The organism is Colwellia sp., from assembly GCF_013214175.1.
Lineage (GTDB): Bacteria > Pseudomonadota > Gammaproteobacteria > Enterobacterales > Alteromonadaceae > Colwellia.
The window spans coordinates 287,697-311,127 of sequence record NZ_JABSPA010000005.1 but is presented as its reverse complement, the minus strand read 5'-3'; the positions used below and the strand labels follow the sequence as shown (position 1 = coordinate 311,127).

Below are 23,431 nucleotides of genomic sequence, written 5' to 3'. Positions count from 1 at the left end.
TCTTATTGCTCCTGCGGTGCTTTAACAAAGGTTTTAGGTAGCAATATTTTCACATTACGATTTAAGTGTCTGTGCTCTTCAGTGGTATTATCTGATACCGGATATTGCTCACCAAAATAATCAGTGGTTATTTGTTCTTTATTAACGCCAGCAGCTATCAGGTAATTGGCGATGCTATCAACACGTCGCTTAGACAGCGCTAAGTTGTAGGCACTACTGCCTTTATTGTCAGAGTAACCGTGTAAAATCACTTGGGTTTGACGGTATTTGGTTAAGCGATTAATAACCACGTTTAATGAATCGGTCAGTAATAAGTTGCTCTTATCAAAATCAAATAATAGTGGGAAGGTGACTTCTTCAAGCTCTATCGGGGCAAATTTCACCACGGTTTTAGTAACTATGCTTGGTCTAGTTCGACCAAATTGATAACTGATACCGATAGAGGTTAAGTGTGCATTGGTGCCACCAATAGTATCGTTACCTAAATTATTAAAGTATTGATACTCAAAGCGTGCTTGCCAAGCATCGTTTAGTTGATACGTTATGCCAGCGCCAACGGTTGTTGACCAATCATCGGCATTGGTTTTATTAAAAGGACCTTTATTTTCGCCGTGCCAATTAAAGATGCCAGCCTTAGCAAATGCAGCAATCTCTTCTGTGAGATAAAGTGAACCAAGTGCGGACAGCTCTAAGCCTTTCATGCTACCAGTATGTTGATAGACATTACCATTTTCTAAGTAGCTTGCTTTCGCGTCACCTAAATCTATGTAGGCAGCTTCCACAGCAAAGTTTTCATTAAACTGGTAACCGGTAAAAACTCCGGCAGCAAAGCTGTTTTTATCACAATCAAGGCTCCAAGCTTCACAGCCATGTTGATAATGGTTTACCCCTAATTTACCTCCGAGGTAGAAATAAGAAGAGGGTAAGGCAGCTTGTGCTTGCTGGTCGGTATTTTCAATATTTTGCTTGGTTTTTTGATCTTCCACCGCATGGGCATTAAAGCTAAAAAATAGCGCAATAGGAATCAATATACTTACTAGGGAGCTTAGGCGAGACTTTTGAAAGAGGAACATGTAAGAGCGTCCATGATATTTAGAAAAAACAACTGATTAAGGTGAATTATACAGAAGTCATAACTTAAAAGAAGTCGTTTAATTGATTATTTATTAGTCTTTTGTAATCGGTAATTAGATATAAAGCACACTAACATAGTGATGTTGGTGTGCTTTAAAATAGAGTTGTTAACTTTTATCTTTTTATTGTACGGTTAAACTAGAGCTACTTTCTTTACCACCATAACTACAGGTGATAGTGGTACTTCCTGTTTTATTCTGCGCGGTTACCGTTTGAGTGCTGCCATTATTACCAGCAATAACAGCTAGGCTGATATCGTTTGAGCTGAAACTTGCTAAACCAGTAACAAACTTCTCTGCTTGTTCGACACCATCAATGGCTGTCCTTGCTGAACATAAATAACTTAGCGAAGCTCCTTTAGATAAAATTGACGATGGTGCGGGCTGAATACTCACTGATAACACTTCTTCGTTAGTTACCGTAACGTTGACAGGCATTGCTGATAAGCTTTGATAATCGGCATTGATTGTTGTTGACCCAAGCTTTTTAGCTAATGCAATACCGTCTTTTTTACCGATGGATACTATTTTGTTATCGCTACTTGACCACTTTGCCGCATTGTTTTGCGTTAGCTGTGCGGTACAGCCATTCGACCATAACCCATAAAGAGTGTACTGCATTTCAGTATTTAAACTGATCACTGCATTTTCAGGAAGTATGTAGATGCTATCAGGCTTGCCTGTGCCACAACTGGCATCAATGGTTAAACTGGTCGATGCACTGATACCATTAAATGTCGCTTGAATTGTTGTTGTTCCAGCAGATATACCTGACGCTAAACCGACATAAGTATTATTATCGATAGCAGCAATAGCTAGCTCAGTACTAAGCCAGTTTGCTTGCTCAGTAATATTTACTTCAGAACCATCACTATATTGTGCTCTTGCCTGATATTGGAGGGTTGAGCCAAGTGAAATAGTTTCATCCAAAGGAGTGATAGTAATTGAAGCTAACGTGGCCGGTAATATTACAATATTAGCAGTAGCACTTAAGCTCTGATAATTAGCTTGTACAACAGCATTACCACTAGTGATACCTTCTACTTTAACTAACGAGTCTTCTTGATAAATTATTGCTAGTTCGGCTGTTCCGGTTGCACTCTTAAGCACGTCTTTAGTAACATTCTCAGTAGTGCCGTCAGATAATATCGCGACAACAGTATAATCTACCGTCGAATGCACAGCCATTTCATGATAGCTAGGTGTGATCGTTAAGCTAGTTGCTACCGCATCGGTAACTACAACTGCTTGGTCGTCACTCTTTCCCTGAAAATAAATGTTAATATTGGTTTCACCAATGTTAACGCCATATACGAAACCTTTTGCCGTCACTACAGTGCTAGTATTATCACTTTTCCAAGTGGCATCTCGGGTTATTTCGACAACACTTTCATCGTTATAGGTAGCAAATGCGGTGTAATGTTTGATCGTACCTTCAGGGAAACTGGCATTATCCTCGATGACAATTTCAATGGATAGCAACTCTATTGCTAGTACAGTTACCTCAGCGGTATTACTATTTACGCCCTCAAAGCTAGCGCTAATGGTAGTGGTACCTGCGCTAGTAGCCAGGGCAAAACCAGCATCTTCTCCATTCGGCACAATGTTCACAATATTAGTGTTGTTAGATAACCATAATGCTTGGCTGGTAACATCCTTATTGGTGCCATCAGCATAATGCAATGTTGCCGTGTAACGAACAATGGTACTTTGTGGTACTTCAATGTTGGCTGGCGATACTTCAAGTGTTGGTGGTGTAGGAGCTGGAGCAAAAACGTGTAAAAACTCTCTTTCACTTACCATGCCTTGATAGGTAACAGTAAGCTCTCCATCACCAATTCCAACAGCTGTCATTAGGTTATTTTCATCAAAGACGGCAATAGCTGGATTTTTACTTTGAATTTGTGTAACAGCGGTAACATCTTTACTACTATAATCATCATAAATAGCTCGGACAAAATACTGTGCAGTTTCCCCAACTTTATAGCTTTTATTGTTAGGTGTTATTTGCACGTTATCAAGGGTCTTACCTATGACGGTAATCTTTGCGCTATTACTGGTTATGTTATCCATCACCGCGGTAATATTTGCTTCTCCTACTGCTATGGAATAAGCAAAACCGGCATTATCACCGGTAGTAGTAACGTTTACCACATCGCTATTATCTGAAAGCCATGTGGCTTTAGATGTGATATCAGCATCTGAGCCATCAGAATAATAAGCGATGGCAGCCAACTGATCTTGAGCACCTACGGCGACAGTCGCAGTGGCAGGCGTTACTTGAATAGAAGTAATAACTACAGGGATTACTTTCGGTGCCACCTTTAATATTGCCGCATTACTAACAATATCACCAACACTAGCAGTGATTGTTACTGACCCGCCATCGATTCCTGTGGCCCATGCGGTGGTTGGACCGGTAATTTGAATGGTAGCAACTTCAGTATTTGAACTTTGCCATATACCATTGCTTGGTAAATTATGTAATGAGCCATCACTAAATTTGCAAATCGCGTTATAGCTAACTTTATCTCCAATATCGATAGCACTATTTACTGGGTTAATGTAAATGTCGGTTAATATCGCAGCAGTTACCGTGGCATTGGTTGTTGCTGATAATCCAGAAAAACTAGCGGTTATTTCACTTATACCAATTTTGTCTGCACTAGCTAAGCCAGCACTTGCTCCACTGGCATTTATTTGTACCACATCAGATTGACTTGAGGTCCAAGTGGTACTCTCTGTAACATTCGCAGCATAGCCATCTGTGTAAAATACGGTCGCTACAAAGTTACCTACAGTGCCTAGTGGTTTACTTGGATTAGGGGGGGTTATTTGTAAAATACTTGCTACGGCGCTGGTAATGGTTAAATTTGAGCTAGCACTTAAACCCTGATAGGTGCCTGTTATTACGGTTTGCCATTCTTGATAAGTAGTGGCTAAGCCATTGCTATCAATAGAAGCACCAGTAGGGTCTGCAGACTGCCAGTCACTAACCAGAGTAACTTCACGGCTGGTATTATCTGAAAATATTGCAAACAATCGGTACTGTTGAGTTAAGCCCGCTGCAATCGTTGTAGAGATAGGCGATATGGTGACGCTTTCTAATACAGCGGCAGTCACAGTGGTGATACCGGCAGCTTGTTCACCTGAAAAACTTGCCGTTACCGTTACTATTCCCTCACTAATACCAAGCACACTACCTGCATCTGCTTGAGTATTATCTACCGAAGCGACATCACCATCATCGACACTCCAAGTGGCCAGTTCGGTAATATCTTTATTTATACCACCGGTATAAAAGGCTCTCGCTTCTAAGCGACCTTTATGACCAACAGCGATAGTCTGATCCGCAGGCTCAAGTGTAATGTATTCAAGTATTCCTGCAGAAACGGATAATGAAGCAGTGGTTTGCATGCCATTATAAGTGGTGGTAATCGTTACCGAGCTGGTCGAGTTGATATGAGCACTTGCTAAGGCTGTGGTATCTATGGAGGCGATACTAGGTTTGCTACTTTGATAGCTAGCAAAAAGAGTCAGATCATGATTAGTGCCATCAGAGAAAACACCAAATAATTGATATTGCTGCGTGGTGCCAACGGGAATGGTTATTTGAGCAGGCGATAAAGACAGTGATTCTAATACTGCTGGTGATACCGTAATTATAGTACTGCTGCTTTGACCTTTAAAAGTTGCGGTTAATTGAGTCGTTCCTTGAGATAACGCTTTGGCATAGCCAGAAAAATCACCCGTAGGTACAATTGCAGCAACAGTATAATCGTCCACTAACCAATTAGTCATGGCGGTGACATCAGCGGTCGTCTTATCTGAATAATAGGCGATAGCAGTAAACTGACCTTCAATGCCGACAGGCACACTAGGATCTAATGGTGATATTTGTAATTTTGTTACCACAGCATTACTAACGGTAAGTGAGGTGGATTTTGTTATGCCATCAAAACTAATAGCAATATCAGTGGTACCAACAGTAAAAGCAGTCGCTTGCCCTGATTTTGCGCCAACAAAGTCGATGGCAGCAACACTGGGTTCGCTACTTGACCAAGCGCCAAGTTGGGTAATATTACGTTTACTGCCATCTGAATAAAAAGCATACGCTTGATAGTTAATAGCAGTGCCAACGGGTGTAGTGGCATCTTGTGGACTCAAGCTAATAGCCTTTATTTCAGCTGCTGTTACTTCAACATTGGTACTATCGCTAACCGAAAATAAAGTTGCGCTAATCGAGGTTTTTCCAGGTAATAAAGCAATACTATCGCCGGCGAAAACACCAGAGCCAACAATGCGGCCAATAGTTTCATCAGCTACTTGCCATGAAGCCTCACGTGTTACATCTATGACGCTACCATCTGAAAAATAAGCCGCGGCACGATAAACACCCATTTTACCAACAGGAAATTTACCATTCTCTGGACTAATAACTAAGCTGCTAAGAGCGGCATTGTTAACAGATAAAGCCGCAGTATTACTTAGAGTTACGCCATCATGAACAATGGATGCTTGTACTTGAGTATCACCGGTAGTGTTAGCTGTTAGCCAGGCGTTAACATCAATGCTGGCAATACTTGTATCGACTACCGTCCAAGTTGAGCTGGCGGTTACATCAATTACTTCGTTATCAGTAGTGGTTAAATAAGCATTATATTGTTGACTAGTGCCGGCAGGAAGTGTGCTGCTAGCAGGAGTGATAACCAATGATTCTGGTGTGGCGCTTATCACGGTAAGCTGAGCAAAAATGCTATTACCATTATAGGTTGCAGAGATAGTATCTAGCCCGCTAGTAAGGCCTGTAACTTCAATAGTGGCACCATCGGCATTGAGGCTAGCAATGATAGGATTAATTGATGTCCAAGTTGCTTGCTCTGTTACCTCTATTTGCACGCCACTGGGTAAAATAGCGAAGGCTTTATAAGACTGCACCATACCAGTTAAAATACTGGCTTCAATTGGGCTGATGGTAAAAGTAATTGCGCCAACGGAAAGCTGAGCGGTAACATCTATACCTCGATAGCTGGCTAAAATATTTACTGTACCTTCGGCTAAGCCTGTGGCAATAACTGAACTACCGTCTACCACTATTACCGCTTTTTCCTGGTCATCAACAGACCAAGTCACTAACTCGGTGATATCACGTTCACTGCCGTCGGTTAAGGTTGCTATGGCTTGATATGTTTGTGTACCACCAAGCAGAATGGCAGCTTTATCAGGGTTAATAACAAATGAGTTAATGCAAAGGTTACCAGCATTACCACACTCAGCAGTTGGGAAGCCTGAATTACTGCCTTCGCCACAGGCGGTTAGCAATAAAAGCAATGAAGAGATAAACAAATATTTAATTGAAGTGAAAAGCTGCATTATTTTTGCTCCTGCGTGGTGTTAATAAATACGCTAGGTAGCAATATCTGTACATGTCGGTTTAAGTGTCGGTGTTCTTCGGTAAGATTATCTGAAATAGGATTCTTTTCACCGTAATACTCAGAAGTTATCTGCTGTTCTTGCACGCCTTTGGCGATAAGGTAACTTGCTATTTTATCTGTTCGTCGTTGAGATAAGGCTAAGTTATATGCATCGCTACCTTTGGAGTCTGAGTAACCACGTAAAATTACGTTCGCCTGAGGGTATTTCGTTAATCGCTGAACAATGACGGCTAATGAATCAACCAACAAAAGCTCACTACTATCAAAATCAAATAAGAGTGGAAAGGTGACTTCTTCAAGCTTTATTGGCGCTGGCTTCATTACAGTTTTAGTGACTATGGTTGGCCTTGTGCGACCAAATTGATAACTGATACCGATGGATGTTAAGTGGGCATTGGTGCCACCGATAGTATCGTTACCTAAGTGATGAAAGTACTGATATTCAAAACGTGCTTGCCATGAATCATTTAATTGATATGACACACCGGCACCAGCCGATGGTGCCCAATCATCTGCTTTGCTTGTTGAGAAAGGCCCTTTATTTTCGCCATACCAGTTAAATACACCGGCTTTAGCAAATAGCGCTAAATCTTCAAGTAAGTAAATTGAGCCAACAGCAGATAGGTTTAAGCCTTTCATTGTGCCCTTATAAATATGTTCATTTACTGAGTCGAGGTAAGTTGCTTTTGCTGCACCTAAATCTATATAGGCAGCTTCAAAAGCAAACGTTTCATTAAATTGGTAACCAGCGAAAAGACCTGCGGCAACACTGTTTTTGTCACAATCAAGGCTCCATGCTTCACAACCATGCTGATAATGATTAAGACCTAACTTGCCGCCAAGGTAGAAATAAGCAGAAGGTAGGGCTCCTTCTAGGTGCTGATTCTCATTTACAGTATCTGGTTTAGTAGTTAGAACTTCTGTCGCAAAGCTAATAGAGCTAAAGGATAACATTAGCGGGATTAGTATATTGGCTAGAGTACTCAGGCGAGGCTTTTGAAAGGAAAGCATGTGTCAACGTCCATGATATTTAAGTAAAACTATCGATTAACATGGATTATACAGAGAACATAAATCATTACAAAATAAATTTATCCGTTGTATTTACTCTTATTTTCTTTAAATTTATAGTGAAAACACGCACCAGAGCTAGTGTTTTTTAACTCGATAGAGCCATTAATCTTTTGGTTAATTAAGTTAAATACAATAGACATACCTAAACCTATGCCACCTTGATTGCGTGCTGTGGTAAAGAAGGGCTCAAAAACATGTTGCTGGGCTTCTTTAGATAAACCACAACCATTGTCACTGTAAATAACTTCGACTTCATCAGCGGTTAACTGTTTAATTTCAATTGTTATTTTATTTTCTTGGTTGATGTTGTCAGTATCTGTACTGGCTTCTTTGTTGTTGACAAAGCCATGTTTAACACTGTTATTGATTAAGTTAGTTAATATCTGGGCATGAACTCCGGGGTAAGTGGCTAACATTATGGTGTCTTGGCAGTTAATTTCTAAAGTCACGTTCTGAGGTTTAAGCATTGAGCGTAGGGTAGAAATTACTTTTTGATAATATTGGCCAATATCTAGCGTTTCTATTTCTAATTGGTGCTGATCTGCGGCGGTTTTTTTGAAGTTCTCGATTAATTTTTTAGCTCTGTTTAAGTTTTCCCCTTGCATAGTTAAAGCACTATCGGAATTATTACGGAAGTTTTCCATATCTTTCATACTGAGGCTGTTGCTATCCAGTTTATCTTTCAATTTTTTTAATTCATCGGCCATGATACTGTGCGTGGTTATCGCTATACCTAAAGGCGTATTCACCTCGTGGGAAACACCCGCCACTAAGTTACCCAGAGCAGACATTTTTTCAGACTCTACTAATTGCTTTTGTGTTTGTTGTAACTGAGTTATTGTGTTCGATAACTCTTTAGTGCGTGTTGATATTTTTTCTTCAAGAGAATGCTCATAATCAAGACGCTCTAATTCGGCGGCAATACGGCCGGAAAATAGCTGAAAAAGCGCGGTGGTTTCTTGCTCTGTATTATGTTCAGTTTCGAATAAAGCGACAATTAAGCCGATGACTTCCTGCTTAGAATCAATTAGTGGTGTGCCGATATAGGCCTGAATTTTCATATCAATTAATAATTGGTCTTCAGGGTAAAAATTACCGACATCTTTTGCATAAAAACATACTGAGTTATTGGCGACATTTGCACATGGAGTGTTCTTCAACGAGTATTGAAAATTTTCAGCAACTTTTCCCTTGGCAACTAATCGCTCTGTTTTGCAGCTATAGGTCTCCGAGTTTATTCGAGCAATAAAAGTATAATCAGCGGAAATTACCTTGTTGAGCGCTAATGTGATTTTAGTAAAGAATTCATCGCCATAGCTGTTGGATACGCTGTCAATAATTTCTTGAATATGAGTTAACATGCTGACTCCGATATATTTCTATAACTTAACTATGGCATAAGCCTTTTTATTTTTCATGACTTATATTAGTCACTGTCTGTTAAAGACAATTTAACTTAATGGTGAATAATGTTATTGGGCTTATGTACTAACTTTAGTGAAAGTTACTCGTATTTACTTTACTTTTCTTTTAGTTGATTATAGAAAAATAAAATTATTCTAGGAGATAACTATGTTGCATTATCAATATTTACATAGACGTTCATTTGTTAGAGACGGACTCTGGCTATTGGCAATAAATGTCGTTTTGTTTTTTTTATTTGCTCAATATGATGTATTAGAGCTTATTATTGGTTTGGTAAAAGAGCATGAACATTTGGAGCTTGATGAGTTTTTGCCTTTAGGAGTAACGCTAACTTTCAGTTTGATGATTTTTATCTATCGTCGTTTGGCCGAACTAGGACGAGTAACGCAAGCTTTTGAAGAACTTGCTAAGCAAGATCCACTTACCCATGCTTTTAATCGGCGTGCAGGCCAGGCTATATTGCATAATTTTTATGTGAAAGCTGAACGTGATGGTGAGGGTTTTAGTTTATTGCAGCTAAATATTGATAATTTTAAGCGTATTAATGATTCCTATGGCCCGAGTGTTGGTGATGATATTTTGATCAACTTGGTTAATATCATTCAGAAAAACATCGCGGCTAACAGCCAACTGATTCATTGGCACAGTGATAACTTTATTGTAGTTTTACCTGGAGAAGTCACTTCTCCCTATGAATTTTCTAATAAGCTTAGAGAAACTATAGCTCAACAATTGTTTACCACAGATACTATCACTTGCAGTATGGGAGTGACGTCATGGCGAAAAGGCCTTTCTTTACAGGATGTACTACACAATGTTGAAGATGCTTTGCTTGATGCTAAAGCGGCTAATAAGAATATCGTTAAGGTCGCTTAACGATATTTAGTTAGGATGGTTAAAACTCGCATCCAGATTACAATATCAGCGAGATATAGTATTTTTCTAGCTCAAGGTAGTCATCCATATCAATCTCTAATATAGCTAAAATATCAGCTTTTACTTGGCCCCAGTCAGGGGCTTCACTATGGCGCTTATTTCGGTAAACCAAATTTTCTGCAAGCTTTAATGTTGCGTAACTTAATTTCTCATGTGTGTTGGCGGTAGTCGATAGAAAGTTGATATCGTGGTGATGGAGTATGATGTTGCATACCTGCTCAGGTAAATGCCAAGACATGGCAATTAAATAACCGACCGTGGCATGATTCACTTCATATTTATTTTCTTCTAAGGAAGTAGAGTTTTCTTCAGCTCTATTTGCTTTGATAAGGGTTTCTCTATAATCAGAAAATTTATGTGAAAAGGCTGGAATACCGCAATCATGAAAGAGCCCTATGGTATATAAATCACCACCGGATAATGGTGACAGCAATTGTTGATTAATGAACGTCATCGCATAAGCGATATCTTTTGAATCGTCCCAAAACCTTTCTAATGATAAACAACAGTCAAGCTCAGTAAAGGAGCGCTTAAATAATATTGCTGTAGCGAGCGAATTAATTGCATCTTTCCCGATGAAAAACACGGCGTGTTGAATATCAGTAATTTTTGTTTCTAAAGAAAAAAGCGCAGAGTTTACATTCATAAGTACTTCAGCGGATAAACTAACGTCCTTAGAAATAACCTTAGCAAAGTCGGCAAGTATGGCTTCATTATCACGCATTAGGCGTTGTAATTGAGTGAGTATTTTAGGCTTTATTGGGATGTAAAAACCATGCGGTAACTCATTGATAGCCTTTTCTTTAATATTGAGCATCTATTTTTAGCTTTTAATGGGCTACAGAATTTTAAAGTATAGTGTTTATCGGGTATTGGGCAAATGAAGAAGCTTGTTTCGCTGCTAAGGCGGCAAATAAAAATATCGTTAAGTAAGCTTAACGATATTTTTATTAAGGAGTTACCTTGTCAACGCTAGATCCTGTATGCGAGGGTACTGGCGCGAATACTTTAGTCTACTTCCGTAATTGATAAATATTAGGCTTGTTGGCGTTTTTGTTGCTCAATCAGATGTATATCTTGTTGCGGGAATGGAATCGTGATTTTTTCTTGCTCAAAAGCTAAATAAATCGCTTTATAGGCACTATATTTGGCTGCGTATAAATTTGTTGTTGGTATCCAAAGTCTTATGCCAATAGTGATGGCGCTATCTGCAAAGCCATCAATACCTACTTGCATACGTACTTCATCAGTATAAATATCAAGCTTTGCTAAAGTGCGCTCCACAAGTTGCACTACTTCGATAGGGTTATCTTGATACGAAATACCAACAGAGAGTTTTAATAACGTATCTTTTCTTGAATTAAGCACTACTTCACCAACAATATGTTTATTGGGAATAGTGATCTCCGCGCAATTTTCATCTTCGAGGATGGTAAAAGCTAATTGCACCTCTTTAACTATGCCTGTTACCCCTTGTACTTCAATGGTATCACCGACGACAAATGGGCGAATAATTATGATATTAAAGCCAGCAGCATAATTGGCTAATAAACCCTGTAAAGCTAAACCAGCACCTAATGAAATTGCGCCTATGGCGGCAATAAAAGGGGTGACACTAATACCAATTTTACTTAAGGCTATAATACTGACCATTATCATCACTAGCATTTTGGTGGTACTGGCTAGGAAGCGACTTAAGGTGACATCAAGTTTTTGTTTCTCACAAAGGTGTAATACCGCTTTAGCGACTTTGCCGGCAACAGCATAACCCAATAAAAATATCAGTAAGCCACCTACTAGTTGAAAACTATAGTTGCTGAAGAAATCTATTATTATTTGGTAAAGTGCCGAGGCTTGCTCTATTTCTGTGCGTAATAATTCCGCCGGCAGATCAGTGGCACCTTGCGCACTTTCGGTAATGTTAGCGGTAAAATTTTCTGTGCTGTTGGTGGTTGGCTCTGACATCTGAGTTTCCTTTGAAAAATATAGCTAAGGGCTTATTTAGGCCAGGTTTTATTTAGAAGCGATAACCAAGTTGCATCATAAATTGCTGTCTATCACTAAAAGCGAAGTTGGTTTCGGCAATGACTGCCCATTCTTCAGTAATGTTCCATTGTGCGCCAATAAGGTAATTAACCGGAGAGCTAGTATGCTGATCGATAAGTACAGTGACTCTATTGCCTGGAGTAGCAACTGCTATCTGCTGTTCAATATCTTGTTTCATGGCTCCTACCCATATTTGCCCCTGATAAACGCCAATACTGCCATTCCAACCTAAACGGGTTGAATAAACTGTTTGCTGAGTTTTTTTAATGGCGATATTGATATCGGCTTCGGTGTAATTAACATCAAACATACCAAAAAAATCACCGTAACCGCCGGCTACGGTAGTCCCGTAGCCAAGTACTGTGCCATTAAAATGTAAAGTAGTTGCTATGCCCTCAACAGCAACTAAGCAATGACCGGGTGCAGGACCTTGGAATGGCAAATTGATGCTAGTACAGCGTTTGTCATTATAACCACTACCAATACCGGTAGCGGCTAATAATAAGGTTGGTAGCTCTAGATTAACGTCTAATTCAAGCTCAGCTTTACCGTTAGTTTTACCGACTAAGCCGTAAACATTCCAAAAGGGGAGAATCCAAGCATCAAAACGTAAGTTGTAGGTGGTGTCTGATACTTTAAGGTTTTTAGCGGTAATGGTGTCATCAATGAAGTCATTAATAATGTCACTTTGTTGACCATCAATTTCCAAGCCTATTTTAGATACCTTAAAGGGCTGCTCTTGGGTCAAGCCGACGATTGAAATACCAAAAGGTAATGGCAATAAATAACCAGCTTCGCGGGCTTCTTTGCCCAAAATAGGTAAAAAATCAGACCAGCGATTTCTTGGCGGTAAAGCTTCAGGTATAACTAACTCATAAGCAACACTCGAAGCAGGGTTTTGTCTATTATGGACTTGTTGTGTATAACTATCGTCAGTCTGTGCAGCACTACAATATTGCGCACACTGACTTTTTTGTTGCTCAGTAAGGATTATTGCTGACTCATTACTTATTTGGCTTGCTTGAGCCGCTTTGTCTTTTGGCTTAATAAGAGCATTTAACTTATTTTCAGTTGGCTGTTCATTGCCTTGTGCGCTAAAGGTAAGTAAAGAGCAGCATAAAAAACTTAGTAGCAGTAAGTAGTTAGCCATAAAGCTGTTTTCCGTAAAGATATGTGATTTTGTTGGCTATTTTATACTGTTCTGTGTTGCGCGGACAGATTAAATCTATTTTTCAAAAGCATAAGCTCAGTTTGTCGCAGCTTTTAATAAGAAAAAAGCACCGAACTTAGCGTAGGATGCTTACTTTTTTCTTACTAAGACTATGCAAACTAAATCATCAATCATTCACTGTCTAATAGCTCAGTTAATCTAGCCATTTGCTCTGTTAATGCAGCAACTTGTAACTCTAACTCTATTACCCTTTGAGCTAATTGAGCTTTATCTTCTGAGGAGGTTGGCTTGATTTGAGTGTCGGCGGCTTGAATAAAGCTTGTTTCATCAAAATCGGATAGCAAATGCACGTAGCGTGAATCACGCTTTCCTGGTTCACGGGCAAGTTTTTTAACTAATACTTGTCCGTTTAACTCTTGCAGTTCGTTTAAGGTCGCTTCTACTTCACTAACATCGGAAAAATCCGCTAGGCGATTGGTGCGAGTTCTTAATTCACCAGGCGTTTGAGGGCCCCGCAGCAATAACACACAAATAATTGCTCTTTGTTGGGGAGTGAATTGTAAACTCCCAAATTCGGTATTACAGAAACGATGGAAGTATTTATTCACCCGACTTGATGCTTTTTGATCGACCATCAATTGATTCATTTGCACCAATTCATCGATAAGGTTTTGAATATCTCCTTCAGAAAGAGACATGACCGGCTCACGATTGCTTTTTTGATTACAACCGATAAGAATGCCGTTTGGCGAAAGTGGATATTGCTCGGGCGTAGTGGTTTCTTTCTCTAGCATTACGCCGATAATTCGGCATTGCTCTGCGGATAGTGTAATCATATTGAAGGCATCCTAATAAAAATCTTTACTGATGTTATAGCAAGCAACTTACACCATTACTACACTAATCTACTTGATTGTTAAGTGAAAAGAGCCTCTTTGCTGATGGATCAAAAAAGCCATAGTTAAGCTCAAAGCTAACTATGGCTTTTTAAGATAAATATTTTCTTAAAAATTATTCTATATTCGCAATCTGCTTGTTGATTTAAATTGCATAACTGTTATAAATCAATGTGATGGGGTTTGTTTATAACGGGGTTGGTTTTTTGCCCACCATATTGCCCACCATTAGGTAGGCGCTAATTAGCTAAATTTTTCAATCTTTAGAACAATTACCTTTCTCTAAAAGTCTTCTGGAGTTGAAAGTATAGAACTTAATTGATTGAATATGGTACTTTAAATCAACCCTAAGGCATTGATTATAAATTATTTATATGTAACTATGCTTTTGGTTTATGGGCAGATTTTTCGTTCGCGTTTCGCGAACAGTGAAACAATGATCCGTCAGGATTGCATCATGTAGTATTTCGAAGTTGTATCTTCAGTATGTTAGTGCCAAGGAGTGCCCATAAGCCACCACTCATACATGGACTTCTCGATGTCAAGACTTGAACACTTAAAATCAATTACAACAAGACCAAGTTTTGCCAAAGCATTAGGCGTCAACCCTAGTTTTTTGACTCGCTGTCTTTACATCATCAGACCTGAAAATCAATATCACCAATTCGAAATTAAGAAAAAATCGGGTGGTAAACGTATTATAAAAGCACCATCAGTTGACTTAAAAAGCTTACAAAAAAAGTTATCTGATTTGCTTTTAGATTGTATTGATGAAATTAATGCTTCCAAATTTCCAAAATCTCAGCTTGCTTCGCCCAAAATGCGAAACAAAAAAGATCTAGACTATGCTGCTAAAGTTTTGAAAATTAAGATTCCAGGAGCTGAATCTAAGCAACCCTCTTTATCTCATGGCTTTGTTAGGGATCGCTCAATCATAACTAATGCGATGATGCATCTAGGTAAAAAAAATGTACTCAATATAGATTTAGAAAATTTTTTTGACAGCTTTAGTTTTGGCCGTGTATGTGCCTTTTTTATGACAAATAGAAATTTTAATTTAAATAAAAAGATTGCAACGGTAATTGCACAAATAGCTTGTTACGAAAGAAAGCTCCCTCAAGGAAGTCCTTGCTCCCCAGTTATTACAAACTTAATTACACATAGCTTAGATATTCGTTTGGCTGTAATAGCTAAAAAGTACAAGTGTACCTATTCTAGATATGCCGACGATATTACATTCTCTACCAATAAATCAACTTTCCCTTATCAAATAATGAATCAATATGCGGATGCTTACATACCGGGTAAAGAATTAATCTGGGAAATTGAGCGTGCAGGTTTTTCAATAAATGATAAAAAAACTCGCATCCAATATAAAGATTCAAGGCAGGATGTTACAGGGCTTATCGTTAATAAAAAACCGAATACTAAAAAAGAGTATTGGCGAACTGCACGAGCAAAATGTAACTCTCTATTTAAAAAAGGTAAATTTACTTCAATTAAAGATAATGTTGAAACTGACGGAAATATAAATGAGTTAGAAGGACAGCTTAACTTTATCGATCAAGTTGATCATTACAACCGTATGCGACAAAAAGCACCATTTATTCCAGAATATACCATTAAAAATCATGGGAAAAATACTAAATTGTTACTTTCGGCTAGGGAAAAGACCTTTAGTCATTTTTTATTTTATCGTTTATTTTATGGAAACGATAAACCAACTATTTTATGCGAAGGTAAAACTGATAACGTTTATTTAAAATCTGCCATAAGTGAATTACAAGCTAACTATCCTTCTTTAGCCACTATCAAAGACAAAAAATATAAATTATTACTTCGCTTTGTTGAATACTCTAAACGGACTCGATTTTTATTAGAGTTATTCGGTGGTGCGGATTACTTAAGAGGCTTTATTGACAACTTTGAGAAAAATACAAAACAATTTGAAGCACCTAAGCCACAGCACCCCGTTATTATTTTTTTAGATAATGACGAAGGGCCACAGCAAATTGTAAACTTGTTGCAGTCTAAAAGTTTTCACAACAAGATATCTTTATTTCCTGATGGATTAGATCCTAAAAAAGACATTAGAAAAGCAACTTTCTTACATATAACTTTAAATCTTTACGTTATTTTTACCCCTTTAAATAGCTCAGGTAAAGAAACAGATATAGAGTATTTCTTCGATAGAAAAACTAGACTTATGAAGCATTCGAACGGTAAATGTTTTAACACGGTACGAAAAAGAAATTCAAGAACTGATTTAAGTAAAGATGCTTTTGCGACACATATTGTAAAAGCACAAAAGAAGCGTATTAACTTTAAGAAATTCAAATCGTTATTAGATCCGATTACTAAGGTTATTGAGCATTACAAGACCCTTAAATAAGTAACAGGTTATTAATCTGTTACTTATTTAGTCGAACATAAAGAAGTGAGCTTTATAACAAATAAATATTTAATTAATCATTATCTTAGATGAACTCGAGATCAGAATCTTTTTTGACCCTAGCTACTTTCCACCCCATAGCCTTTAAGCTTTCAAAGTCTTCTTCCGTCCAAGACACGGGGGCTTTCGCTCTGGCATATTTCTTATGACTTTCAGGTATAGCCAAACATATAAGATGAGTAGGTCTAGTTAGCCCTACATATAAGGTGTTGAGCCAAGATCTCTTATTACCTTTAGAGTCCTTAGCTTCGTCATTGCCTAATAGGTAACTTTTCAGTTGCCCTAAAATTGGACCTCTATTGGTACTTTCAAGTAATAGACTTGCGGTATGTGTCTGTCCTTTTACTGAATGTATCGTTCCTAACTTAATGTCTATGGTTTTCGACTCATCTCCTTTAATTTGATGGCGATATATATTACCTTTCTCTATCCCTGTCCAATGTTCGTCTTTTTGACTTTCATAAGCTTCATCTTCTTCTTTCCATTTAAGGAATTTATTTTCATCCAATTTTATATTTTTTTGTGAAAGTAAGAAATTGACAACTTTACAAACGACCATTAAAAATTCCCTCCAACTTGTTTCGATTATTTTAGAGTTCAGCAATAAGAAACCTATTGCTTTTTCACTATATGAATAAAAATCGATCTCATTAATTTCATTGGAGATAGCACGATGCTTATTATTTAGAGATTTAATTCTAAAAAAGGGAGAACCAATCGTAGAAGAAGAGACTTCTTCATTAAGTATTAAGCAAAGCTTATATATACCTTCTGCTATTTTATCGACTCCTATCTTAATATCTTTTGTTTCTTTAACAAGAAAGCGAGCATGACGGACATAATCAATAAAATACTTGTGTTGTTGATACTCCTTGGTCATATTCTCAGCAATATATGGCGAATAATAATCTTGAATAGTCCTTGCGAACTCCTCACCCGAAGGTTTGTCATCCTTTGCTTTATGTATATGGGAGCAGACCCTAATTTGAGAGTCTTGTATATTTTGGTTAAGAAGTTCTTTCAAGGCATATTCTGCGAAGCTTGGTATAACTTGGTTTCTGGTTTCTTCGTTGAAAATTAAAATGCAATGATTTTTACCTTCAGCAACCTCTTTTCTCATGCCTCGCATTGGTATTTGTAATGGGTTAGTTTCAAATGTTGATGCAATTGCTGCAATACTTTGATCGAAGCGATGACTTACTGGTATTGTAAGTTTAGCTATATATGGTGAAGGGTAGGGGTCAACTCCATCTCTTGCCATAGGTTTTTCGAAAGTATAAATTGTCTGGTTAGCATCGCCAAAGCGCTGCCGAATCACTTTCTCATTGTTAGAACCCTTATCAGCCAAAAATAAATCATAGATTATTTCTGCTTGAGAGCAGGAAGTATCTTGAGCTTCATCAATGAGTAATAGTGGAAAACGTGTTCGTATTATATTGAAAATCACCACTGACGATTTCATTAAAGCTTTTGAGTAAAGAAAAATATCACTAAACCCAAAAATTCCTTTATCGACTACCTCTTTAATTACATTCCTCAATATGGGAAGGAGACTGTCAGGTAAGTCTAATGGCTGACCTTGAACAGTTGAAACATTATATACTGTATCTATCATTCGCCAGTGGACAGGAATTCCTAAACGTTGTTCTTCGAGCGTTTCCTCATCTTTGTTTTTTAGCCATGCCTTGGCGTCGGCGTATTTTTGAGTTGTCGGATTATTATTTTCAATTATATCAGTGCGTTTTTTTCTTTGTTCAGCTAAAAGATGATCTGTCAGAATTAAATAAGGTTTTTTTTGGAGTGTTTTAAGCCTTTGTGACCGAGAAAAATCATCATCAATACTTACAATAGCCATCCCGTTAGAATTTAAATATGGTTTGGCTAAAAATTCACTAAAAAAACTATGTATGGTCCCAATAAAATGCGGAGGGTGCAATAATATTTGCCCCTCGGCTGTCCCCCCAAGTCTTTCTTGTATTTCATCTCTGGCAGCATTTGTCATGGATAATACACATATCCCTTGATTAATTGGCTTCCAATAACGAGCTAATAAAGCGAGCTTAGCTACTAGTACAGTTGTTTTTCCGCTACCAGGACATGCTTCAACATCTAGGTTATCTATATTCTGTAATACATCGAGCTGATGCTTATCAAAACCGTGATTTAACCCTAAAATTGACTCCACCCACTTAATATCTGTATCTGAAAAAGGCTTGCTGGATAAGGCTGAGTCACAAGATAAAAAAGAATGAATGCTACTCATCACAGTCAACTTTAGATGGGGCTGTAGGTGAATAAGTTGGGGTTACATGAAATACAGCATCGACCACAGAATCGGGTAGAACATTTTTCCAATGTTTAATACGATCTCGTTCTGTCTGATTTGATTCTTTCATTTTGGTGTCTATGTCTTCAAGCAATACACCTAAAATTTGACCTGCAGCAGCTTTTGATGCTTCTTTCTTCAGAATAAGTTTAGCTGACTCTTCTGCAGGAAGTGCATCAAAAATACTGATAGGACTGAGAAATAACTCATAAACTTTACCTGCAATAATAGCTTGGTCAGCATAATGTTTTTTTAGGTACTCATAGTATTTTTTAGCAATATTACTTATTACTTGATGCTTAGACGGATCATATTGTGCGGACTTCTCAGCTTTTGCTAAACAGGCAGCTATTGTCAGCTCCTCACCTAAACCGTGATATGCAAGAGAGTACTCCAATGTCCAAGGTTTTGAATAAAAACCTTTAACGCTATCTCCTTTGTAACAGTTACTACTCTCTGCCTTTTCTAATTTTTTAGCAGAAAAAGGATCGTCTGTGAGTCCAGAAATTATATTAAGAGGTAACAATTCATTTAAAGTTGAAAACTCGAGGCCTTCTGTAGCACCAATAGATTCTTTAGCCTTATTCCAAGCTGATTGAATAGTATCTTCATCTGTTCCACAGACACAATTCAATGCGAGTTCTTTTGCAACAGAATATTCGATTAAATCTAAGTCATGTAGGCATGCCACATTTATTCCAGGGTTCGGATATTGATCAGTTCCAGAGAATAAATTTGCGAAGCGACTAAGGCCAGTATGGCCAACGTTTACAATAGAGACACCTGTAGTAGTAAAATCGACCCCCAATATTTTAGATAGTGAAGGCATTAGTAAGTTTTCAGCATCACCTTCTACAATCAATAAGCCACGACAAAAAAACAGATTAGATTTAGTAGCGTCTATAAAGCGCTCTAAGAAGGTAATATTATTATCATGTAAATTTGCAGCCCTCAAAGGAAGAACTTTACCTTTGTGCACGATACACATACATTTAATAGGGAGTTTTGATGCTAATGTTGGGCTATGAGTAGACACTATAATTTGGAGATGTACGTTATGTTCAGCATGATGACTTTTTATTCGCTCTTGCAAATATTGTATTAACTTCAATTGACGCTGAGGATGTAAGTGAGCCTCGGGTTCTTCTATAATTAATAATGCTGGCTCATCTTGAGAATCTGCTAACAGCAGCATCTCACAAGCAATATATAATAGATTATTTGAACCTAAACCGCGTTTACCACCAATTCCTTCAAGTGTAATACCTATTTTTTCCAACATTTGCCGCTTAAGAGCTTCATCATCTGCATCTGGTCCAATACCAAGTCTTGCAGTTAAATTGTCACCATCCATTTGAAGAGGCTGAAGAAAGTTATCATTTAAGTTTTTGGTCGTATTGTTTATAGCAGGTTGTTGTTCCAATAATTGATTAATTAAACGGGCAATCCCAACAATCCCCAGTTTGTTTATTACATCACTAAACTTTTCGTCCGCTACATCTACGAGGTCTATTAGTTTTTCACCAGCATCTATATTTGATTGTTTTTTCAGAATTTTAGATATTCGTGAGTTTCTACCTACATCCATTTCTTTTTCAGCATCGCGTAGTGGGCGTAGGTAGGTAACTCTAATCTTTTCTCTTGTTTTTAGGTCCAGCTCCTTGAGGCCATGGGGTCCAGTATGAAGTCCTGCATAAACTACCGTTCTCATTTTTTCATTTATCAAAGATGACTTCAATGTAATATGAAGAACTGCAGGGTTGTCTTCATCATCAGCTTGATATGTTAAGTAGTCCGGAAAGTTGGCTCGTTCTCTAGATGATAATTCAGAAAACACAGCCTCAATTGTAAAATTTTGAGCCTGTGTTGTTGAATTCAGATAATGGAAGTCACTAACTTGAGGTCGTATAGTTTCTTGATCTCTAGTTCCCAATAGCATCCTTAATGCATCAATAATTGCCGTTTTCCCAGCATCATTTTCACCAACTAAGGTATTCAAACCAGATAACAAAGGAAGCTTTAATTTATCTTTTTTACTACCAAAGCATCTAAAATTTTCGATTGTAAGGTTACTTATGTACATAGTTATTTCTTCCACATCCTTGTTAATATAGTTAGCATCTTATACCTACTCTCGGTATGAATACAGCACTAATAGTTTATATTTCAAGGGTCTTTTGGATCATGTTGATCAGAAATTACTGTTTTCAGCCATACATAATTCAAAGATGTTTTTCATGATTCCTGAAGACTTAAATAATCTTATATGACAGAATATTTTTTTAAAAAATAAACCCATTCAAATGAATCAATATAAATACTTATCACCTGAATTACATGACTTAATCAAAATCGACATTGATAATGTTTTAAATAAGCATTCTGATGATACTGAAGCAGCAATTGAAAAATTAAAGCTGTCAGAAGAAGAAAGTATCCAACTAATTATTAATGGTGTTCAGCAAATGCAGCAACACATTAATATTAATAAAGAGATGCCTGTTAGTGAACTCATAGAACGTTTACAAAACATTAATTGTGTAGCGAAAGAACAAGAGTCTGTAGACTTAAATGATTTATCATTAGCCTTTGCAGCATTTCTTTTGACTATTGATTGTGATTTTTTAGGCTATAAATTTCACACTGAAAATATACTACTTGATTGCAGAGCAATGTTTGAAAGAGCTCAACAAAGTTTGAAGCTGCTTATTTCCGTAAAGGAGCTGCAAGGCCAAGCAGGAGCAACTGGAATGAGAGAGAGGTATAAAGGCCAAGATGAGTTAATCGTGACGGTTGTAGTTAAGTGGCTGCAACTGGGTAAGCCTAATATTTTTAAATTTAACCAAGAACATTTTCAAGAGTTTTATTACTTATCCGGCCCGATGAATGCAAAAATTAATAATGAAGGTCACATGCATTCAAGAATAGAGTTATGGTTAGGAGACTTCAACAAGCTAATTAAGGGTGAAAAAGTACATAAGCCAAGAAAAGTAATAAAAGAATTAGCTGAAAACCACCCCTCTACAGCCCAGTAAAAACGTTGGAGTACTAGTACTCCGGCTCCTACTACTACTCCACACGTGTCATTTCACCAAAGATCATTAAAAATTCACCTCGTTCAAATTCGAACATAATTTTTTAAGGTGAATAAAATGACTGCTTGTATCACTGGTTTCAATACTGGAATCAATTCAACTAATCGCTTCGTTCGAGAAGCCGAATGCAAACTAATAACCGGACTTTCAAGAACCCGTCGTTGGGAACTTGAAAAAGAAGGTAAGTTTCCAAAAAGAATAAAACTGTCAGAACGAGCGATCGCCTGGGATTTGAAATCACTCTTAAAATGGATGGAGGAGCGTTGTAATGCTAATTAATCCATTAACAGAGCGGGTTCAAACAACCCCTAAGATCATCAATAAGGCATTCGACATGACAACCTTCTCTACTAATCGTAATAAAACTCATCGATCAGAAGAGAACGTCACAGATCAAACAAGGATTACAGATTGTGTTCATTTAACGCATCATCAGATTAAAAGTAGAATTGATTATTTAACTATTCAATTAAAACCAACAACGGATCTTGAGTTTCAGTTATCAAGTGAAGTGTTAGTAAATTGGTTAAACAAGATAGGTCTTAAAGCTGTATTAACAGAGCCTAACTTAAAGTACTTTGATCAAGGCTGCTTGCTTCAAACAATAGACGCTACTCAAAAGTTTTGTGGCGCTATTAAATGGAATGATACTCATGATCTTATTCAGTTGGAATTAACCGGTGTAGGTTGTACTTACGCTAATACCCATATCGATTATTTTTTTATATTTGAAGCTTTTGCTAAATCAATGGAAGTACAAATAAAAAGAATCGATATCGCGGTTGATACCTTTGAAAAAAAGCATGGATTACGGTTTATGCAACAAGCGTACAGCCGAGGATTATATTCAGCAAATACAGGAGTAAAACCACAAAGAGGGGATATTTCAAGTGACAGTGGCAAAAGCATGGTTATTGGATCACGGCACTCATCGAAACAAATCATTGGCTATGAAAAAGGTAAGCAACTTAGGTATCCAGAGGATTCTTTTGAATATAAATACTGGTTTCGTTTTGAGGTTAGGCTACGTGCTAGGAAATCACAACCCATACCTTTTGATGCATTATTTAACCCCGATGAGTTCTTTGTTGGCGCATACCCTAAAGCTAATCGTCGGTTAATAAGGCATGTGACACCGCGTGTTATTAAAAGAGAGGTGATTAAAGCTACTGATAAAATGCTTAGCGACAAACTAGCTTATGCCAAACACCAGGTAGGGAAAACGATATTTGGTGCGGTTGACAGAGGCTTAACGAGTGAAGTTATCGTTCAAAAGATTATACGTAAAGGTAAAAAAGATAACCTTTGCTATCCGTCATTTATTACTGAGAATGATAAGAGCAGCTACATCTTTAATTAATCGTATTTAACAGAAATTAGTTTTAAATTTAGCGACAAATACTAGTTAGTCGTTATGTTTAAACTGCTCACACCTGGTTATT

At 37.6% G+C, this 23,431-nt stretch carries 15 protein-coding genes; 5 read left to right on the top strand and 10 right to left on the bottom strand.

Features of this window, described 5'->3' with window-relative positions:
• Nucleotides 1-2 precede the first annotated feature (2 nt).
• The 4 genes from HRT55_RS14195 to HRT55_RS14180 form a co-directional block, all read right to left on the bottom strand.
• Nucleotides 3-1,073 carry an OmpA family protein gene (locus tag HRT55_RS14195; protein WP_291622266.1) on the bottom strand — a complete coding sequence of 357 codons (1,071 nt, stop codon included), beginning with the start codon at nt 1,071-1,073 and terminating at the stop codon, nt 3-5.
• A 183-nt stretch (nt 1,074-1,256) separates the two neighbouring features.
• Nucleotides 1,257-6,506, bottom strand: coding sequence for an Ig-like domain-containing protein (locus tag HRT55_RS14190; RefSeq protein ID WP_291622264.1), 5,250 nt, complete (start codon nt 6,504-6,506; stop codon nt 1,257-1,259).
• Nucleotides 6,506-7,579 (bottom strand): OmpA family protein, encoded by a 1,074-nt coding sequence (locus HRT55_RS14185; RefSeq protein ID WP_291622262.1) that lies wholly within the window; start codon nt 7,577-7,579, stop codon nt 6,506-6,508. The genes HRT55_RS14190 and HRT55_RS14185 overlap by 1 nt, the downstream gene beginning before the upstream one ends.
• Nucleotides 7,580-7,659: 80 nt before the next feature.
• Nucleotides 7,660-9,003 (bottom strand): GAF domain-containing sensor histidine kinase, encoded by a 1,344-nt coding sequence (locus tag HRT55_RS14180; RefSeq protein WP_291622260.1) that lies wholly within the window; start codon nt 9,001-9,003, stop codon nt 7,660-7,662.
• Between the two features lie 211 nt (nt 9,004-9,214).
• Here HRT55_RS14180 and HRT55_RS14175 point away from each other — a divergent pair, with 211 nt between their 5' ends.
• Complete coding sequence (locus tag HRT55_RS14175) at nt 9,215-9,943, top strand: GGDEF domain-containing protein (RefSeq protein ID WP_291622258.1); 729 nt, start codon at nt 9,215-9,217, stop codon at nt 9,941-9,943.
• 37 nt (nt 9,944-9,980) lie between these two features.
• Here the strand turns inward: HRT55_RS14175 and HRT55_RS14170 are convergent, their stop codons facing one another.
• The 4 genes from HRT55_RS14170 to HRT55_RS14155 all read right to left on the bottom strand — a co-directional run bounded on the left by HRT55_RS14170 (nt 9,981) and on the right by HRT55_RS14155 (nt 14,056).
• Nucleotides 9,981-10,820, bottom strand: a complete 840-nt coding sequence (locus tag HRT55_RS14170; protein ID WP_291622257.1) for an HDOD domain-containing protein — start codon at nt 10,818-10,820, stop codon at nt 9,981-9,983.
• 218 nt (nt 10,821-11,038) lie between these two features.
• Nucleotides 11,039-11,968 (bottom strand): mechanosensitive ion channel family protein, encoded by a 930-nt coding sequence (locus tag HRT55_RS14165; RefSeq protein WP_291622255.1) that lies wholly within the window; start codon nt 11,966-11,968, stop codon nt 11,039-11,041.
• Nucleotides 11,969-12,020: 52 nt separating this feature from the next.
• The gene (locus HRT55_RS14160) at nt 12,021-13,199 is read right to left on the bottom strand and encodes a hypothetical protein (RefSeq protein WP_291622253.1); all 1,179 of its coding nucleotides are present in this window, start codon (nt 13,197-13,199) and stop codon (nt 12,021-12,023) included.
• A 191-nt stretch (nt 13,200-13,390) separates the two neighbouring features.
• On the bottom strand, nt 13,391-14,056 hold the full coding sequence (locus HRT55_RS14155) for a DUF480 domain-containing protein (protein WP_291622251.1): 666 nt from the start codon (nt 14,054-14,056) through the stop codon (nt 13,391-13,393).
• Nucleotides 14,057-14,654: 598 nt separating this feature from the next.
• Here HRT55_RS14155 and HRT55_RS14150 point away from each other — a divergent pair.
• Nucleotides 14,655-16,508 carry a retron Ec67 family RNA-directed DNA polymerase/endonuclease gene (locus tag HRT55_RS14150; protein ID WP_287204335.1) on the top strand — a complete coding sequence of 618 codons (1,854 nt, stop codon included), beginning with the start codon at nt 14,655-14,657 and terminating at the stop codon, nt 16,506-16,508.
• A gap of 85 nt (nt 16,509-16,593) precedes the next feature.
• Here HRT55_RS14150 and HRT55_RS14145 read toward each other — a convergent pair whose 3' ends face one another.
• Complete coding sequence (locus HRT55_RS14145) at nt 16,594-18,831, bottom strand: UvrD-helicase domain-containing protein (protein WP_287204336.1); 2,238 nt, start codon at nt 18,829-18,831, stop codon at nt 16,594-16,596.
• Entirely contained in the window at nt 18,824-20,977 is a 2,154-nt protein-coding gene (locus HRT55_RS14140) for an AAA family ATPase (protein WP_291622248.1), read from the bottom strand. The genes HRT55_RS14145 and HRT55_RS14140 overlap by 8 nt, the downstream gene beginning before the upstream one ends.
• Nucleotides 20,978-21,197: 220 nt before the next feature.
• On the opposite strand from HRT55_RS14140, the gene HRT55_RS14135 reads away from it, so the two are divergent.
• The 3 genes from HRT55_RS14135 (at nt 21,198) to HRT55_RS14125 (ending at nt 23,349) form a co-directional block, all read left to right on the top strand.
• Nucleotides 21,198-21,929 (top strand): hypothetical protein, encoded by a 732-nt coding sequence (locus HRT55_RS14135; protein ID WP_287204338.1) that lies wholly within the window; start codon nt 21,198-21,200, stop codon nt 21,927-21,929.
• Between the two features lie 117 nt (nt 21,930-22,046).
• Complete coding sequence (locus HRT55_RS14130; RefSeq protein ID WP_287204339.1) at nt 22,047-22,268, top strand: AlpA family transcriptional regulator; 222 nt, start codon at nt 22,047-22,049, stop codon at nt 22,266-22,268.
• Nucleotides 22,258-23,349, top strand: a complete 1,092-nt coding sequence (locus HRT55_RS14125) for a replication initiation factor domain-containing protein (protein ID WP_287204340.1) — start codon at nt 22,258-22,260, stop codon at nt 23,347-23,349. Before HRT55_RS14130 ends, HRT55_RS14125 begins: the two co-directional genes overlap by 11 nt.
• The last annotated feature ends 82 nt before the right edge of the window (nt 23,350-23,431 follow it).

Excerpts from the sequence above, each read along its gene's own strand:
- HRT55_RS14195 (WP_291622266.1), bottom strand. The coding sequence starts at position 1,073 with ATGTTCCTCTTTCAAAAGTCTCGCCTAAGCTCCCTAGTAAGTATATTG.
- HRT55_RS14190 (WP_291622264.1), bottom strand. The coding sequence starts at position 6,506 with ATGCAGCTTTTCACTTCAATTAAATATTTGTTTATCTCTTCATTGCTT.
- HRT55_RS14185 (WP_291622262.1), bottom strand. The coding sequence starts at position 7,579 with ATGCTTTCCTTTCAAAAGCCTCGCCTGAGTACTCTAGCCAATATACTA.
- HRT55_RS14180 (WP_291622260.1), bottom strand. The coding sequence starts at position 9,003 with ATGTTAACTCATATTCAAGAAATTATTGACAGCGTATCCAACAGCTAT.
- HRT55_RS14175 (WP_291622258.1), top strand. The coding sequence starts at position 9,215 with ATGTTGCATTATCAATATTTACATAGACGTTCATTTGTTAGAGACGGA.
- HRT55_RS14170 (WP_291622257.1), bottom strand. The coding sequence starts at position 10,820 with ATGCTCAATATTAAAGAAAAGGCTATCAATGAGTTACCGCATGGTTTT.
- HRT55_RS14165 (WP_291622255.1), bottom strand. The coding sequence starts at position 11,968 with ATGTCAGAGCCAACCACCAACAGCACAGAAAATTTTACCGCTAACATT.
- HRT55_RS14160 (WP_291622253.1), bottom strand. The coding sequence starts at position 13,199 with ATGGCTAACTACTTACTGCTACTAAGTTTTTTATGCTGCTCTTTACTT.
- HRT55_RS14155 (WP_291622251.1), bottom strand. The coding sequence starts at position 14,056 with ATGATTACACTATCCGCAGAGCAATGCCGAATTATCGGCGTAATGCTA.
- HRT55_RS14150 (WP_287204335.1), top strand. The coding sequence starts at position 14,655 with ATGTCAAGACTTGAACACTTAAAATCAATTACAACAAGACCAAGTTTT.
- HRT55_RS14145 (WP_287204336.1), bottom strand. The coding sequence starts at position 18,831 with ATGAGTAGCATTCATTCTTTTTTATCTTGTGACTCAGCCTTATCCAGC.
- HRT55_RS14140 (WP_291622248.1), bottom strand. The coding sequence starts at position 20,977 with ATGTACATAAGTAACCTTACAATCGAAAATTTTAGATGCTTTGGTAGT.
- HRT55_RS14135 (WP_287204338.1), top strand. The coding sequence starts at position 21,198 with ATGAATCAATATAAATACTTATCACCTGAATTACATGACTTAATCAAA.
- HRT55_RS14130 (WP_287204339.1), top strand. The coding sequence starts at position 22,047 with ATGACTGCTTGTATCACTGGTTTCAATACTGGAATCAATTCAACTAAT.
- HRT55_RS14125 (WP_287204340.1), top strand. The coding sequence starts at position 22,258 with ATGCTAATTAATCCATTAACAGAGCGGGTTCAAACAACCCCTAAGATC.